A 14077-nucleotide genomic window follows, 5' to 3' on the forward strand; every position below is an offset into this window, starting at 1 on the left:
TCAGCGCGCTTTCCTGCCAACTTCGCGGGTGAGGAACAACCAGAAGACCTTCGGTCCCTCGAGCAGATAGCGTTTCCACAACCGCGCGGGATCGGATCCCAGACGGTACAGCCACTCCAGCGATAGCTTTTGCATCAGTTCAGGCGCGCGGCGCTGGCGTCCGGTCAGAAAATCGAGGCTGGCGCCAACACATAACCCCATGCCGACGGCCTTTCCCCGACGGTGCAGGTGAGCCGCCATGATCTCCTGCTTGGGAAAGGACAGGCATAGCAGCACGATATCGCAATCTGCGGCCTCCACATCGGCCAGAACACGGGCCCAGTTCTCGTCATCGACCTTCATGAAGGGGGCGTCGATCCAGATCAGGTTCAGATCGGGGCAATTCGCCTGCAGAATCGCGAAATCCTCGGCCGAGGGACCGCAGGCCGCGATGCGCAGCGCCTTGGCCTGCGGGTCGTTGAAGATATCGCGCACAATGTCAGAGCCGGGATAGACCTGCAGCTCATACCCCTTGATCCGCGCGAGGTGCTGCAACACGCGGCTGTCGCAAATCCGCGCGGCGGCGGCGGCATAGATCGGGCGCAGCGCGGCGTCCCTGGACAGGCGGATCACGTGATCGACATTCGGCGTCACGATATAGCCGAAGGGGCGATCACGGCCATGGGTCAGGATTTTCTGTCGCCACACATCGCCCTGCGCCACGCTAAATGAGACATCCAGAAAGGATACGGTCTGCACGTCGCTCACCGTGTGCGCGCCTTGACGAATTCGGCGATGAAATCGCGATAGGGTTGCAGGCGTGCCTGCGCTGAGGCGGCCGATTTCTGCGCGTCGGCGCGCATCCCCTCCACATGGTCGAGCGCGTTCAGGCAGCGCGCCAGTGCTTCCTCTTGCGAAACAGTCTTCATGTCGAGCGTGTGCGGGTAATCGAGGCTTTCGAACAAGCCCTGAAACTTGACGCTATAGCTCATCGGAACGCAGGCCACGCCGCTGGAAACAGCCCCGATCGCGGCGTGCATCCGTGCGGCCAGCATCAGGTTCATGCCGGCAATGAAGGTCTTTGCCTCGCGCGCATTGTAAAACAGCGGGGCAAGGTTCACGCCGGATGTCTTCTCGGCCAGGGTCATGCAGACGGAACGGTCGCTCTCCAATGCGGTGGAGGAGATGCGGTAGACATGCGGCAGCAGCCACAGAACCACATCTGGCCGCGCGCTCAACTCCGCAATTAGATTGTCGATCAGGGTCGCGTAATCCACGCTCAACCCGAACTGATTCGATTTGGTATAGCCCCCCGAATAAAGCAGGCCGGACACGTTCAGCGCGACATGGGTTTTGCCCTCCTCCAGCACAGGAAAGCTATCGGGCCAGTAATCGAACCTGCTCAACGCAAAGGCGACATCGGTGGTCAGCTGCAACTGTTCAGCCTGTTCCGGCCGCAACAGATCGCGCGCGCGATCTGCGGAGGGGGCGTCGCGGGCAAAGACCTTATGCGCCCGTCGCAGGGCCGCACCGCCCAGCTTTCTGGCCCAGGAGGCAGAAAACGGCCCTATCGTTTGCGGGCTGAGCACCAGCCGCTTGCCCATCTGGGGAACAAGGAATTTCAGGCCCGCAATCTTGAGCAGACGCTTGAAGCCGTAAATGTCCGAAAAGCTGTCCCCACCGCCGATGTCAAACACCATGTCGCATTCCGCCAGTTTGCGCCGCACGGCGGGGGCCTGCGCGAATTTCGACACGGTCACATATTCATATGATCCGACTTCTTGCGGTGCGGCAAAGGCATCGTCCCCGCGCGGGCCAAACAATATGAAACGCACCGGTCCCGTTGTGCCTGTTTCCTTCAGTGCGCGGGAAATGATGGTCATGTTCGCATCCGTTAGTGCGCTGACCCCCATATTTCCTGAAACGAAACTGTGCCAGAGAAGCCCAATGGTGATCACGTCGGATACTCTTCATATTCTTGAGGAACGTCGAAGGTCATATACGCGTATTTTACGACAAAGGGGCATCTTGGTCTAGCTTTAGAATACCCGGTTTGTATAATATAAATCCAAATACATCAGTTGCTTACTCTAATAAACTGCCGATTTCCCATGTAGATCATATGTTTGAAGGGCTATCGAAATGTTGCAAAGCAGCAATTTTGGCCCCAAAATCATCCCTGCAGGCGGTACGCGCCCTGCGCCCGGCCCTGCCCCGTAGATATTTCACCTCAATGGAGCCGCGATGTTCAGCCCCAGACAACTCGTGCTCGTCACCGGTATGCCCCGGTCGGGAACAACCGTGATCGGGGAACGTTTGTCGCAGGGTCCCACCGTGGCGGAGTTGTATGAACCGATGAGCCGCAAGGTCGGTGATATCGGTATACACAACCAGTTCGAAACCGTCGGCGCGGGCGGGATGTCGCCTGAACAGGCGCAGGCCTTTGTCGCACGGCTGCGGCGCGGGCAACTTTGGGGGCGCTGGCCGGGCCTGCGCTCGGGTCGCAATCCACTGCTGAACCGGACCCGCCGCACGATGCTGGCTGCGGCCTTCAAACCGGGACTGACCCATCTGATCTGGAAAGACCCCTTTGCCGTATTGTGGGCCGACTGGCTGACGCGCAATACGGACATATCTGTAATCTTTACCCTGCGCGCGCCGCTTTCCGTGGTGGCAAGCTTTTCGCGCATGGGCTGGCATTTCGATCCGGCCGATCTGGCGCGGCGCATGGCGCAAAGCGGTCTGTTGACTGCGGATCTGCCGCAGCGGGGCGAGGGGATCTCCCCGAATGCTCATGATGCCATGCTGATCTGGTATCTGGTCCATCTGAACCTGCGGGCGTGGATGGATGCGGACAGTCCCATCACCGTGGTGGATATCGAGGATAATCTGGAACATGGCGTGGCCGTGGGTGAACGGTTGCAGGCCGCCACCGGCCTGCCGGTCGCCGCCGCCGCCGCATTGAGCACCGCCCCGACATCCGGCGAGGCCCTGCCGCAAAAGGCACATGTCAAGGAACGCTCGGCCCAGAGCATCACCACCTACTGGAAGCAAACACTGTCCCCGCAGGAAATCGAAGCCTGCGAGGCGCTGAACGGTGCGCTGTTCGAGGAATTGCGCGCGCGGGTTTCGCTGGCGGGCTAAAGGCCCCAGCGCTTGCAGCGGATCCACAGGATCGCGCGCATCACCATCCAGCGCGGACCGGGGCGGGTAAAATGCTTGTCGATGAACACGCGCAGGCTGTCAGCCTTGAACCGCGCGACGACGGGCGATGGCTTGCTGTTCGTGCCCCAGCCCAGTTCGTGAATGACCGGCGTCACGTCGAGTTGCTCGATCTGCCAGCCCTTGGAACGGGCCATCAGACACATGTCCTCATCCTCGCCATAGAGGAAGATATCGGGATCGAACCCCCCCTTCAATGCAACGCGAACCTCCTCGCGCAAGAGCAGGGCCGCGCCGCAGACCCAATCGGGATTTTCGACGATTTTCGACGACTGCTCTGGCGCATGGCTGGCCAGATAGCTGCGCGCAACAGGCACCCGGCGCAGAACCGCACGCAGCGGCCCCAGGCGCGGATGGCTGGCGATTGCACCGGCCAGCTTTCCGACGCCCAGCTCCTGCAGGGTCCATTTCAGCGGCGCGCTGCGCCCATAGGCAGCCGTTTGCGGGCTGAGGTCGGGATAGACCAGCGGCAATCCCGCAATACCGGTCCGGGGCTTGGCCTCCATGTGATCCAGGGCCGCATCCAGCACGTTTTCCTGCAAATAGGCGTCGGCATTGTGCAGATAGTAATAGCGGGCCGGTGCGCGCTGCATTCCCAGATTGTTGCCTCGGCCAAACCCCAGATTGCCCCCACTCTCGATCAGGGTGACCTGCGGATAGCTCTCACGCACAATCGACACCGTATCGTCCGAGGACGCATTGTCGACCACCACGATCCGTGCCTCGTACCGCGTGACAGGGTGGGCCAGCAGACTGTCGAGGCATTTGGCGATGAACCGCGCGGAATTATAGGTGACGATGATGATCGAAAGATCGGTCACTTGGTCGCTCCGGTTGCGAGCCTGCGTCTTTGGGGCTGTGTCTGATGCCGGGCTTCGGGGGCAACCCGGCGATAGCGCGCGCACAGGGCGAGCAGCCATGCGAGCAGGATGAAATGCAGCGGATGCAGGGTGAAAATCGACAGAATCCCCATGAAGCCCAGACTGCCGCCAAATGCGATAAACACTCCGATGAACTGCCCCAATTCCCCCCTTTGGCGGATCGCTCTACGTGTCGGCCCATGCAGAATGCACCTCATGCCAGACAGCAGAACCACCAGGTTGAACATCAAGAACAGGATCACCGCAGGCAGGCCGGATCCCAGCAGGATGCTGAGGAACCAGTTATCGATGGTGTTCAGGTTCGCCTCCCACAGCATCAACGATCCGCTGGCATAGGTCACGGCATCCGCAATCGCCTGCGTTCCGCCCGGCCCCTGACCAAAACCGAACCACGGCGCGTTTCCAGCTGCAATCAGCCCGTTCACGATCTGCGCAACACGCGTGTAGGACGAGAACAGCTCGTTCCCCGTGATCCGCTCAGCCAGCGCTGCCACGAACACGGCCGCGACGGGCACCAGAATCCACAGGAACACACCCAAATTGACCTGACGCCCGGAAATCCCGACCCGCAGTCCCCAGAACAGCAGATAGATCAGGATTTGCGCTGTCAGGATCAGCAGGGTCGCCCGCGATCCGGTGGCAATGCCGATCCCGATCAACAGCACCGCCACCAGAAAGGCACGGCGCAAAGGCAATTGCGCCCGGTCCATGAACAGCACGATGGGCAGCAGGAAAACGACATACTGTCCCAGTGTCAGCGGATGTTCGAAGGCCCCCTTGGATCGCAACATGCCCCCCCGTTCGATACTGGCATTGAGGATCGCATCCCCCGCACTGGCGGAGGCAAAGGGCGTAAACGGGTTGGACTGGGTTGCCAGTTCGATCGCCACCACTGCCGCCATCCAGAACACGCTGAATGTCAAAATCCTGAGCACCGGCTGTATGGTGCCGTTTTGAAAGTAGAGCCAGAAAAACAAAATGAATACAAAGGCATTGCTGGCCACCTCGTTGATGACCAGATATTGCGAGACCGTATATGGCGACATGAACGCCGCCAGCGCGCGCCACAGGAAAAAGCCGATAAAGCTCAACAGAAAGACCGGACTGGTCCGCCATAGTTGGGAGATAGCAGGGCGGATCACCTTGCCATAGACGCCCGTCAGCACCGCCGCCGCCATCAATGCCAGCGTCAAACGCTCAACATTCAGCTGCACATTCGCCGCAAGCTCCGGCCCGATATAGAAGGGGATGCAAAGCAGCGCGAACAGGTAAAGCCGGGGAAGATACATCCGCTCTAGCCCTTCGAAGCCTTGCGGCGCAGAACAATCAACCGGCGCAATGTCGCGACCAGAATACGGGCCCGCGCCTTAAGCGACAGATCCCTTTGATATCCTGCGAGCGCTGCGCTGTTATACTCAGGCACGGCGTGGCCCATCAGGCGATAGGCAAAGATACGGATGCGCAACTGGCGACGACGGTTGATCTGACCGGGCTGCATCTGGTCGATCTCGCGTATATCCAGCGGTTCGGTCGCTATTGCGCCGTCGGTGCGGGCCGCATTCAGCAATTCCTGCCCCAGCGGTGTGCGTGCGATGATCAGGCTGCGGCCGTCTGCCTCGGTAAAGGTCGGATAGCCGTCATCATCCCCGTACCACGCATCCGCGGCGACGATATCGGCCTGCTCGCCAATGCCATCGGGGCAGATCTTGCACAGGGAATGGACGTGACGGCGCAGGATCTTGCCCCAGCTTTCGTTATAGGTGCAGGTCCTGGCATCGCCATCGGCCAGATCGGCGCGGGTATCGCCCGGCCAGCCATTGCCGCGATGGCGAAACCGGGTGACCTGCGCAGGATCGTCCACCCCCAGATCGCGCAGCAATTCGCGGTTGCCCGTATCGCTGGGTGTGCCCGCACAAAAGAAGGAGAGCAAGACCTCGACCCGCGCGCCTACCGGATCACCTGCTGCGATAGCACGGCGCAAGGTGGCAACATCACAGGGCCGGCCGATAACGGCCACACGCCCGGTATCGCCCTCTGCGCGTAAATCCGACAATGCGACCAGGGGCGCCGCCGGGCAATATTTCGAGCCCGCGCCGTCCAGAATGACCGTTGCCTCTGACGTGGCACCTGACCGGGTGCCAATGGCATAGGCCGGATCATAGGTCGTGACCAACACACGCTCCACACGGCCCGAGGCGATCAGCCAGCGCGCCAATCCGGTCAGCGCCCCACCCGAGGAGCCGAGCTGGCGCACCTGCGCATCGGTGGAATATCCGGTGGCGACCTCATGATGACGGCCCCACATGTAATCATCGGTGGCCCCGGCCGGGCCTTGCCCCGCTACCACAACCTCGCGTCCGTTGCGCCCGGGACAGGCCGCCGCGACCAGCGCATCATCGGCCGGCGATTGGTGCATCGTGGCATCCGGTTCCAAGAACCCCTGCGCCGAAAGCGCCATCCCGATTCCAGAAAGGCTGGCACAATAACCGCACCCGATACACAGGTCGTTCTCCACGACCCCGGACGCTGTCGTTCCGGTCCCGCTCATACGAGGTCCTCCGCGATGTTCATGGGATGCGTTTCGCACTCAGCCATCATGGAACGCCTTTGCATCATTCGTTTTCAGGGTCATTGCCAGAACGATGAGATAGCCGGACAAAATACTGAGAGCCGAAAGGACCATGGCAGAGAGCATACCTTCAATCGCAAAATTATTGGCGAGAACGGGAGCGTATAAGATGAAGGCCACCACCCCAACCATATTGACGATCATGCGTTTCCTCTGCTGCCCTAGCGACGTAACCATGAGTCCTAGCGCGGCTGAGATGTATCTCACGCACATAAGCACACCAAACAACCACATATCGCCGCGCACCGGATCGTATTCCGCGGTGTAGATCAGGCTGATCATCCACGGCCCCAGCAGGCTAAGCCCTGCGAGGGCTGCGAACCCGACAAGCGATTGCATCGCGAAAAACCGTATGGCCAGGCTACGCCAGCGTTTCTGCTCATGTGTGATACGACTCAACCGAGGCAACATGACACTGTTGAACGGCTGGGAGAGAACGCCCGCCCCCTGCGCGACCTTCTGCCCCGCCTGATACAGACCCACTGCGGCAGGGTTGGTCACGATGGACAGGATCGCGATGTCCAGAAAACCGAAGCTGCGCTGGGTAAAGACATCCAGCGCATAGGACAGATTGCACCGGATCTCGGTGGTGATGGCGCGCATGTTCCATGCCTCGGGCCTGTGTTCGAAATGATGCCGCCACAATCGCACGGTCAGCGCAGTATAGATTGTACCGATGATCACGAAGATCAGTGCAAATCCCGCCGGTGGTGCCTGCATTTGCGTCAGGATCAGTGCGGCAATCACACCCGCACCATTGGCGCACAGCAAGTGCAGGGAATCGCGCAAGTGCAAATCAACGCTTTTGAGCATGGTGCCAAACAGGTTTCCGACGGACAGGCTGGCCACACCCAGCCAGATCGCCAACAGCAGGCCCAGCTGCATCTGTGCAATCCATCCAACCAGCAAAAGTAACGGCGTCAGCACGACAAACAGCATGATCTTGGTCTGCACTATCCGGCCCGGAAGGCCGCCATGCGCGGTCATCAGACCGCCCGTATCGCGCAGCAGCCGCGTCACATATCCGAAGTCGAAGGCGATCCCGAAAAGTGAGGCGGTCGCATAAGCCAGCGCGAACAGACCAAAATCAGCGGGCCCCAGACTGCGCGCCACAAGAATAAAGATAAAGATAGTGCCCAGCACACTGGCAATGATTCCAGCGCCGCTTTGAATCAAGCGTAGCAGAACCAGCCGTGCGGAACTTTCCTTCATTGCCGAAACCTCAAGAAAAGTCGCTGCGCAGGGTCTGTAATTTTAAAAAATCCTTACCGGAAGCTATGGCGCGCTGCAACAAGAACGCCTGCGGGAAAGCCTTCTGCTGCGGATTTCACCCGATATTAACCTTTCAAACGTCATTATCGGCCTGCCGCAAGTGATAGGCGGCAGCTTCATTTTGATCCGGTTCATATTTGAAAACATAGGAATTTTTACATGTCCAATGCACATTCCGGTCGCGCGGCCGCGACCAGCGGTTCCGCAACCGACCTTATGCCGATTGTTCCCGATGATCAGGCCGACCTGCCCACGACAGCAACCGCGCTTTATGTCGAAGTGGGCGGCGATGTGGCCTTTGTCTCGCTTCGCGGCGCAACACGCACCGTTGCCGTCGCCGACATGACGATCCTGCCCGTTCAGGTTCGCCGTGTCCTGGCCAGCGGCACGACCGCCGGTGGGCTGCACGCCTTCACAATCGGGGCGGCCTGATGCTGACGGTTCGCCTTGGGGTCAGCAACCGCGCGATGACGGGCCTGCATCCCATACGGATTGCGGGAATCGGCGGCCTGGGCGCACGGGCAGGCTTCACCCGTGCGGGCAGCGCCACCGCCTTTGACGCGCAGGGGCAGATCGCAACCTATCCGCCGAACATACAGCGCCCCGCCCATGCACCGCACGGGGGCGCGCGGCTGGGCACGGTGATTGAGGGGGAGGCGACCAATCTGGTGCCCTATTCCGCAGCAACCTCTGCTACGTGGGAAAATTTCGGTGCCAGTTCACAGGATCTGTCCGTGAACGCGCTGGGGCTGTTTCCGGGTGTTCGGGTCATCTCGCACGGGTCGGTGTCCCACCGCCTCAACAGCGCGGAAATCTCCATGACAGGCGGTCAAGCCTATGCATTGCGCCTGTTCCTGCAGGCGGGCAGTTCGCCCTCGGCCAGATTGATTGTACGGGCGGGCAGTTCGACCTTCTCAATGGTCAACGGCGCCCCGGGGGAATTCGCGACTGTCAGCGACGGAGCGGGAGAGATCAGCGTATTGGCCCAGACGGTGCTGCCGGATTCCACGATCATGTGCGATGTCGTCTTCATCCCTGCGGCGAGCGATCTTTACACGATCGGGATCGGTCCAAATAGCGGGGTCGAGGGAGAGGACGTGATCCTGCTGGCCCTGCAATGCGAGGCGGGGACCGCCCCGACCAGCTACATCCCGACGACCGATCAGCCTGTCACGCGCATGGCCGATCGGATCGCGATATCCGGGGTCTCGGGGGTGTTTGACGTCTATTTGCGCGATGGCGACGGGCTGGAAACAGTTCTGGACGCCATTGAGATCGGCGATGGGTACCGCCCCGATATTGCCGGTTCAGTTCTGGCGGGAATGCTTTTGATCCGGGCCTGACAGCGTTTCGCTCCACCGCGCCCTGAATAACGGCGCGGTGGAGTTCTCTTCGCATCTGCGTTGTGATGGAATTCTGTTCGCAGTTGCGTTATGATATCAGGAGAGTACCCTTCCCCCCTTACCTTTGCGAAGAGAGATACCCTTTAGATGATTAATTTTCGCTGCTTTCCTGCGTTGGCCCTCATCACATCTGTTGCCGCATGTGATGTCGCCACACCGTTGCCATTCGAATCCTCGCTCACGCGGTGGGAAGCCCAGACTTTTCTACGCGAATCGCCCAACAGCTCGCGTCAGAAATATGGTCTGCGCCAGCTTCAAAAGATGGTTGAGAAGGGGGATGAGCGCGCGATGCTGATCATCGCAGGCGCATATCGCCGGGGCACAGGGGTCGAGGCTGATCCGGTCGAGGCCGTCCGTTATTACGAGATGGCATCCGAACTGGGCAATGTAACGGCCAAGCGAATTTTGACCCGCTATTACCTTGATGACAGCCTGTCGCTCTATAATCCTGCCCGCGCGGCGGAATTGTACAGCGAGCTTGAATCCCTGCCCGAGAGCGAGGACGACCTGCGTACATTTGCCGAGCTTTCCAATGATCCCGAGGGCGCGCTCTATGACCCCGTGCAGGCGGCGGAACTTTATGCAGAGCTGAACGCAAATGGCGATGAGAATGCGTGGTTGCCGCTTTCCCTGCTCTATCTCGATGAGGAGAGCCCGGTTTACGATCCGCAGGCAGGGCTGGCCGTGCTGGTCGAGCAAACCCAGATGGGCAATGGCGACGCCTACGTCAATCTGGGCCGCGAAAGCCTGCGCGGCAATGTGGTCGAACGGGATCTCAATCAGGCAAACGCCTATTTCCAGCAAGGTGCCGCAGCGGGCAGTGTGCGCGCTGAATTGCAGCTTGCTATCTCGCAGATTACCGGCCGGGGCATGGTCGCGGATCGCGATGCAGGGATTGAAAATCTGTACCGCATCGCCCGCGAGACGGATAACGCCGGCGCATTGCTGCTGTTGATCCAGTATGGCGCGCCTGAATATTACGTCGCCTGGATGCAGGAAAAACTGGCCTCCAAGGGCGCCTATAACGGGCCATTCTCAGGCAATATGGATGATGCGACAGCCGTTGCTGTCACGCAATGGTGTGGCAACAACAACGTCACGCTCGATTGCACGACGGTCAATGCTGACCGCGACACCGTGGTCGCGCTGATCCGCAGCTTCCGCTGATAATCGCCGGGCGCGATCGTCAGGTCGCGCCCTTGGTACGAGGCTTCGAGATACGGGGCAGTTGCGCCAGATAGCGTCCGTATTGCGTTTTACGGAACAGTTCGGCCCGCCCGGCCAGCGTCGCATTGTCGATCCAGCCGTTTTGCCATGCGATCTCGTCCGGGTTGCCGACCTGCAACCCCTGTCGTTCCTGCAAGGTGCGTACGAAATTGCCCGCATCCAGCAGGCTTTCATGGGTGCCGGTATCCAGCCATGCGAACCCCCGGCCCATCCGTTCTACCGTCAGCGCACCATCATCCAGATACATTTCCAGCAATGTGGTGATTTCCAGTTCACCCCGCTCGGACGGGGTCACGGCGCGCGCGCGGGCAGGCGCGGTGCCATCCACGAAATACAGCCCTGTCACGGCATAGTTCGAGGGCGGGTCGCTGGGCTTTTCCACGATGCGCGTTACCACACCATCCGCATCGAAACCGACCACGCCATAGCGGCCCGGATCGGCCACGTGATAGCCGAATACCGTCGCGCCGCTTTCGGCCTGATCCGCGTGATCCAGCATTTCGGGCAGGCCGTGGCCAAAGAACACGTTGTCCCCCAGCACCAGCGCCGAAGGTGCGCCATCCAGAAAGTCTTCTGCAAGAATGAACGCCTGGGCCAACCCGTCGGGGGATGGCTGCTCGATCCAGGTCAGTTCCAGTCCCCACTGGCTGCCGTCGCCCAGCAAGTCGCGGAACTGGCCCTGATCACGTGGGGTCGTGATGATCGCAATCTCGCGGATGCCAGCCAGCATCAGGACGCTCAGCGGATAATAGATCATCGGCTTGTCGTAGAGCGGCAAGAGCTGTTTGGACACGCTCAGCGTGATCGGATGCAGCCGCGTACCGGAGCCGCCTGCCAGAATGATGCCCTTGCGTCGGGTCATGTGCTCTCCAGTTCTGCGATTACGTCGCGCAGGCTGTTACGCCAGTCAGGTCGGTGGATGCCAAAGGATGCCCTCAGAGAGGAGCAATCCATACGTGAATTGAAGGGCCGCGCCGCCGGGGTGGGATAATCGGCGCTGGGAATATCTTCGACCGTGGTGCCGGTGCCCAGTTGCGAGAAGATCTCGCGGGCGAAATCTGACCATGACGTCTCGGGAAAGCCTGAGAAGTGATAGGTGCCGGTCTGCTCGGGCGTGCTGTTGAGGACCTGCGCCATGCGCACGGCCGCCGCCGCGATATCCGCCGCCGCTGTCGGTCCGCCGATCTGATCGGCCACGACGCGCAGCTGGTCGTGAGTGCCGGACAGCCGTCGCATCGTCTTTACGAAATTCGCGCCATGGGCCGAGAAAACCCACGATGTCCGCAGGATTGCATGAACGCCACCAGCCGCGCGAACGCCCTGCTCTCCGGCCAGTTTGCTCGCCCCGTATACGCCCAAAGGTCCGGTTTCATCATCTGGCTTCCACGGGGCCTCACCCCCGCCGTCAAAGACGTAATCGGTGGAGATGTGGACAAGGGGTACACCCTGCGCCGCCGCCGCGCGCGCCATTTCAGCGGGGGCGGCACCGTTGACGGCATGGGCCAGGTCGCTCTCGCTCTCCGCCTTATCCACGGCGGTATAGGCGGCGGCGTTGATGATCACATCCGACGGATGCGCGGCAATTGCGGCCTCGCACATGCCGGGCACACCCAGATCCGCCTGATCGCGCCCCAGGAACACCGCATCGGGCAGCAAGCGTGCCAGTTCTCGTGCGACCTGTCCGGTCTTTCCGAAGATCAGTGCCTTCATGCCACGCCCAACCGTTTGCCGACGCCGTCGCGTTCCAGCAAGGGGCGCCACCAGCCCTCGTTGGCCAGATACCATTCGGTGGTCTTGCGCAGGCCTTCCTCGACCGTAACCGAGGGGCGCCATTCCAGCTCTGTACGGATGCGGGCGGGATCGATGGCATAGCGCTGATCATGGCCCGGGCGATCGGCGACGAAGGTTATCAGTTCCGCATGGGGGTGATTGACCGGGCGGATTTCGTCGAGAATGCTGCAAATGCCCTCTACGATTTGCAGATTGGTGCGCTCGTTCTCACCGCCGATATTATAGCTGCGGCCCAGCTCACCCTTTTGCAATACGGTCAGCAATGCATTGGCGTGGTCCTCGACATACAGCCAGTCGCGCACATTCGAGCCATCGCCGTAAACCGGCAGCGGTTTGCCCGACAAGGCCTTGAGGATCACCAGCGGGATCAGCTTTTCGGGGAAGTGGAACGGGCCGTAATTGTTCGAGCAGTTACTCAACACCACGGGCAGGCCATAGGTTTCGCCCCATGCGCGCACCAGATGGTCGGATGCGGCCTTGGATGCGGAATAGGGTGAGCGCGGATCGTAGGGCGTTTCCTCGGTGAACTGGCCTGTTTCGCCAAGCGAGCCGAATACCTCATCTGTGGATACATGATGAAACCGGAAATCAGCTGGTTGCCGCCGCCCCTCCCAATAGGCCCGCGCCGCCTGCAACAGGGTATAGGTGCCTGTGATATTGGTCTGGATAAAGGCGCCCGGCCCGTCGATGGACCGGTCCACATGGCTTTCGGCCGCCAAATGCATCACCGCATCAGGCTGGTGCGTGTCGAAAATGCGTGTCAGGGCAGCGGCATCGCAGATATCGGCCTGCTCGAACGCATAATCGGGGCTTTTCGCGGCCTCCGCCACATTGGCCAGACAGGCCGCATAGGTCAGCGCGTCCAGGTTAACGACGCTATGGCCGTCACGAATGGCCTGCCGCACCACGGCGGAGCCGATAAAGCCCGCACCACCTGTAATCAGAATCTTCATGCCCGGCCCCCCCCGGGTATCTGGCCGTCCCACACGAACGGACTGTCGAAATCAGCCATGTCCGGGGCGGCGGCGTCCTTGTCCGAGATATGCGGAGCACCCTCTAGAGGCCAGTCGATGGCCAGCACAGCGCTGTCCCACCGCACTGCACCATCACATTCGGGCGCGTAGTAATCCGTGCATTTGTAGACAATCTCCGTATCGGGTTCGAGCGTGACAAATCCGTGCAGGAACCCCGCCGGAATGAACAACTGACGCCCGTTTTGCGCGCTCAATTCCTCACCCACCCAGCGTCCGTAGGTTGGGGAGCCTTTGCGGATATCCACCGCCACATCGTATAGCCGCCCGCGTCCGCAGCGCACCAGCTTGGCCTGCGCATGAGGGGGCGACTGAAAATGAAGGCCGCGCAACGTGCCGGCACGTTCGGAAACCGAATGGTTGTCCTGCACGAAATCCGCATCGATACCGTGAGATGCGAGCCTGTTGCGATTCCAGCTTTCGGAGAAGAAGCCGCGATGATCCCCAAATCGGTCGGGGGTCAGAATACACAGGCCAGGCAGTTCGGTTTGTCGAAAGTCCACTGAATTTCCATCCGTCAGTTTTCCAGCCGGTAATCGCGACCGGAGAAGAGGCCCGTAATACTGCGCATCTTTTCCCTACACCTGGCAGGATGGTAAATCCCGCTTCTGCTACGATCCGGCGGCTTACGCTGCATTGCAA

At 60.5% G+C, this 14077-nt stretch carries 14 protein-coding genes; 4 read left to right on the plus strand and 10 right to left on the minus strand.

Features of this window, described 5'->3' with window-relative positions:
* Entirely contained in the window at positions 1-747 is a 747-nt protein-coding gene (locus G8E03_RS15890; protein ID WP_166194882.1) for a WecB/TagA/CpsF family glycosyltransferase, read from the minus strand.
* Complete coding sequence (locus tag G8E03_RS15895; RefSeq protein WP_166194885.1) at positions 744-1862, minus strand: polysaccharide pyruvyl transferase family protein; 1119 nt, start codon at positions 1860-1862, stop codon at positions 744-746. The genes G8E03_RS15890 and G8E03_RS15895 overlap by 4 nt, the downstream gene beginning before the upstream one ends.
* A gap of 361 nt (positions 1863-2223) precedes the next feature.
* Between G8E03_RS15895 and G8E03_RS15900 the strand changes: the two genes are divergently transcribed.
* A complete protein-coding gene (locus tag G8E03_RS15900) occupies positions 2224-3123 on the plus strand; it encodes a hypothetical protein (RefSeq protein ID WP_166194888.1) in 900 nt (299 codons plus the stop codon).
* On the opposite strand, the gene G8E03_RS15905 is transcribed toward G8E03_RS15900, so the two are convergent.
* The 4 genes from G8E03_RS15905 to G8E03_RS15920 all read right to left on the minus strand — a co-directional run bounded on the left by G8E03_RS15905 (position 3120) and on the right by G8E03_RS15920 (position 7923).
* Complete coding sequence (locus G8E03_RS15905; protein WP_166194891.1) at positions 3120-4022, minus strand: glycosyltransferase family 2 protein; 903 nt, start codon at positions 4020-4022, stop codon at positions 3120-3122. The two genes, G8E03_RS15900 and G8E03_RS15905, sit on opposite strands and share 4 nt — an antisense overlap.
* Positions 4019-5371 carry an O-antigen ligase family protein gene (locus G8E03_RS15910; protein ID WP_166194894.1) on the minus strand — a complete coding sequence of 451 codons (1353 nt, stop codon included), beginning with the start codon at positions 5369-5371 and terminating at the stop codon, positions 4019-4021. The genes G8E03_RS15905 and G8E03_RS15910 overlap by 4 nt, the downstream gene beginning before the upstream one ends.
* A 5-nt stretch (positions 5372-5376) precedes the next feature.
* Positions 5377-6498: a Coenzyme F420 hydrogenase/dehydrogenase, beta subunit C-terminal domain gene (locus tag G8E03_RS15915; protein ID WP_166194896.1), complete on the minus strand. Its 1122-nt coding sequence runs from the start codon at positions 6496-6498 to the stop codon at positions 5377-5379.
* Between the two features lie 171 nt (positions 6499-6669).
* Positions 6670-7923: a lipopolysaccharide biosynthesis protein gene (locus G8E03_RS15920; protein ID WP_166194898.1), complete on the minus strand. Its 1254-nt coding sequence runs from the start codon at positions 7921-7923 to the stop codon at positions 6670-6672.
* A 219-nt stretch (positions 7924-8142) separates the two neighbouring features.
* Between G8E03_RS15920 and G8E03_RS15925 the strand changes: the two genes are divergently transcribed.
* From G8E03_RS15925 to G8E03_RS15935, 3 genes are all read left to right on the plus strand, one after another.
* Positions 8143-8415: a spike base protein, RCAP_Rcc01079 family gene (locus tag G8E03_RS15925; protein ID WP_166194901.1), complete on the plus strand. Its 273-nt coding sequence runs from the start codon at positions 8143-8145 to the stop codon at positions 8413-8415.
* A complete protein-coding gene (locus tag G8E03_RS15930) occupies positions 8415-9326 on the plus strand; it encodes a phage head spike fiber domain-containing protein (RefSeq protein ID WP_166194904.1) in 912 nt (303 codons plus the stop codon). The genes G8E03_RS15925 and G8E03_RS15930 overlap by 1 nt, the downstream gene beginning before the upstream one ends.
* 348 nt (positions 9327-9674) lie before the next feature.
* A complete protein-coding gene (locus G8E03_RS15935; RefSeq protein ID WP_166195002.1) occupies positions 9675-10553 on the plus strand; it encodes a tetratricopeptide repeat protein in 879 nt (292 codons plus the stop codon).
* 19 nt (positions 10554-10572) lie between these two features.
* Here the strand turns inward: G8E03_RS15935 and rfbA are convergent, their stop codons facing one another.
* The 4 genes from rfbA to rfbC are packed head-to-tail and all read right to left on the minus strand — an operon-like array spanning position 10573 to position 13938.
* The gene (gene rfbA / locus G8E03_RS15940; protein WP_166194907.1) at positions 10573-11475 is read right to left on the minus strand and encodes a glucose-1-phosphate thymidylyltransferase RfbA; all 903 of its coding nucleotides are present in this window, start codon (positions 11473-11475) and stop codon (positions 10573-10575) included.
* Positions 11472-12323 (minus strand): dTDP-4-dehydrorhamnose reductase, encoded by an 852-nt coding sequence (rfbD, locus tag G8E03_RS15945; protein WP_166194910.1) that lies wholly within the window; start codon positions 12321-12323, stop codon positions 11472-11474. The genes rfbA and rfbD overlap by 4 nt, the downstream gene beginning before the upstream one ends.
* Positions 12320-13357, minus strand: coding sequence for a dTDP-glucose 4,6-dehydratase (gene rfbB, locus G8E03_RS15950; RefSeq protein ID WP_166194913.1), 1038 nt, complete (start codon positions 13355-13357; stop codon positions 12320-12322). Before rfbB ends, rfbD begins: the two co-directional genes overlap by 4 nt.
* Positions 13354-13938 carry a dTDP-4-dehydrorhamnose 3,5-epimerase gene (rfbC, locus tag G8E03_RS15955; RefSeq protein WP_166194916.1) on the minus strand — a complete coding sequence of 195 codons (585 nt, stop codon included), beginning with the start codon at positions 13936-13938 and terminating at the stop codon, positions 13354-13356. Before rfbC ends, rfbB begins: the two co-directional genes overlap by 4 nt.
* Positions 13939-14077 lie beyond the last annotated feature (139 nt).

It is taken from the genome of Pontivivens nitratireducens, from assembly GCF_011290545.1.
GTDB lineage: Bacteria > Pseudomonadota > Alphaproteobacteria > Rhodobacterales > Rhodobacteraceae > Pontivivens > Pontivivens nitratireducens.

Bases quoted from the DNA above. Each gene is read 5' to 3' on its own strand.
- G8E03_RS15930 (WP_166194904.1), top strand. From the start codon at position 8,415: ATGCTGACGGTTCGCCTTGGGGTCAGCAACCGCGCGATGACGGGCCTG.
- G8E03_RS15915 (WP_166194896.1), bottom strand. From the start codon at position 6,498: ATGCACCAATCGCCGGCCGATGATGCGCTGGTCGCGGCGGCCTGTCCC.
- rfbA (WP_166194907.1), bottom strand. From the start codon at position 11,475: ATGACCCGACGCAAGGGCATCATTCTGGCAGGCGGCTCCGGTACGCGG.
- G8E03_RS15935 (WP_166195002.1), top strand. From the start codon at position 9,675: ATGCTGATCATCGCAGGCGCATATCGCCGGGGCACAGGGGTCGAGGCT.
- G8E03_RS15910 (WP_166194894.1), bottom strand. From the start codon at position 5,371: ATGTATCTTCCCCGGCTTTACCTGTTCGCGCTGCTTTGCATCCCCTTC.
- G8E03_RS15925 (WP_166194901.1), top strand. From the start codon at position 8,143: ATGTCCAATGCACATTCCGGTCGCGCGGCCGCGACCAGCGGTTCCGCA.
- rfbB (WP_166194913.1), bottom strand. From the start codon at position 13,357: ATGAAGATTCTGATTACAGGTGGTGCGGGCTTTATCGGCTCCGCCGTG.
- rfbD (WP_166194910.1), bottom strand. From the start codon at position 12,323: ATGAAGGCACTGATCTTCGGAAAGACCGGACAGGTCGCACGAGAACTG.
- G8E03_RS15900 (WP_166194888.1), top strand. From the start codon at position 2,224: ATGTTCAGCCCCAGACAACTCGTGCTCGTCACCGGTATGCCCCGGTCG.
- G8E03_RS15920 (WP_166194898.1), bottom strand. From the start codon at position 7,923: ATGAAGGAAAGTTCCGCACGGCTGGTTCTGCTACGCTTGATTCAAAGC.
- G8E03_RS15895 (WP_166194885.1), bottom strand. From the start codon at position 1,862: ATGACCATCATTTCCCGCGCACTGAAGGAAACAGGCACAACGGGACCG.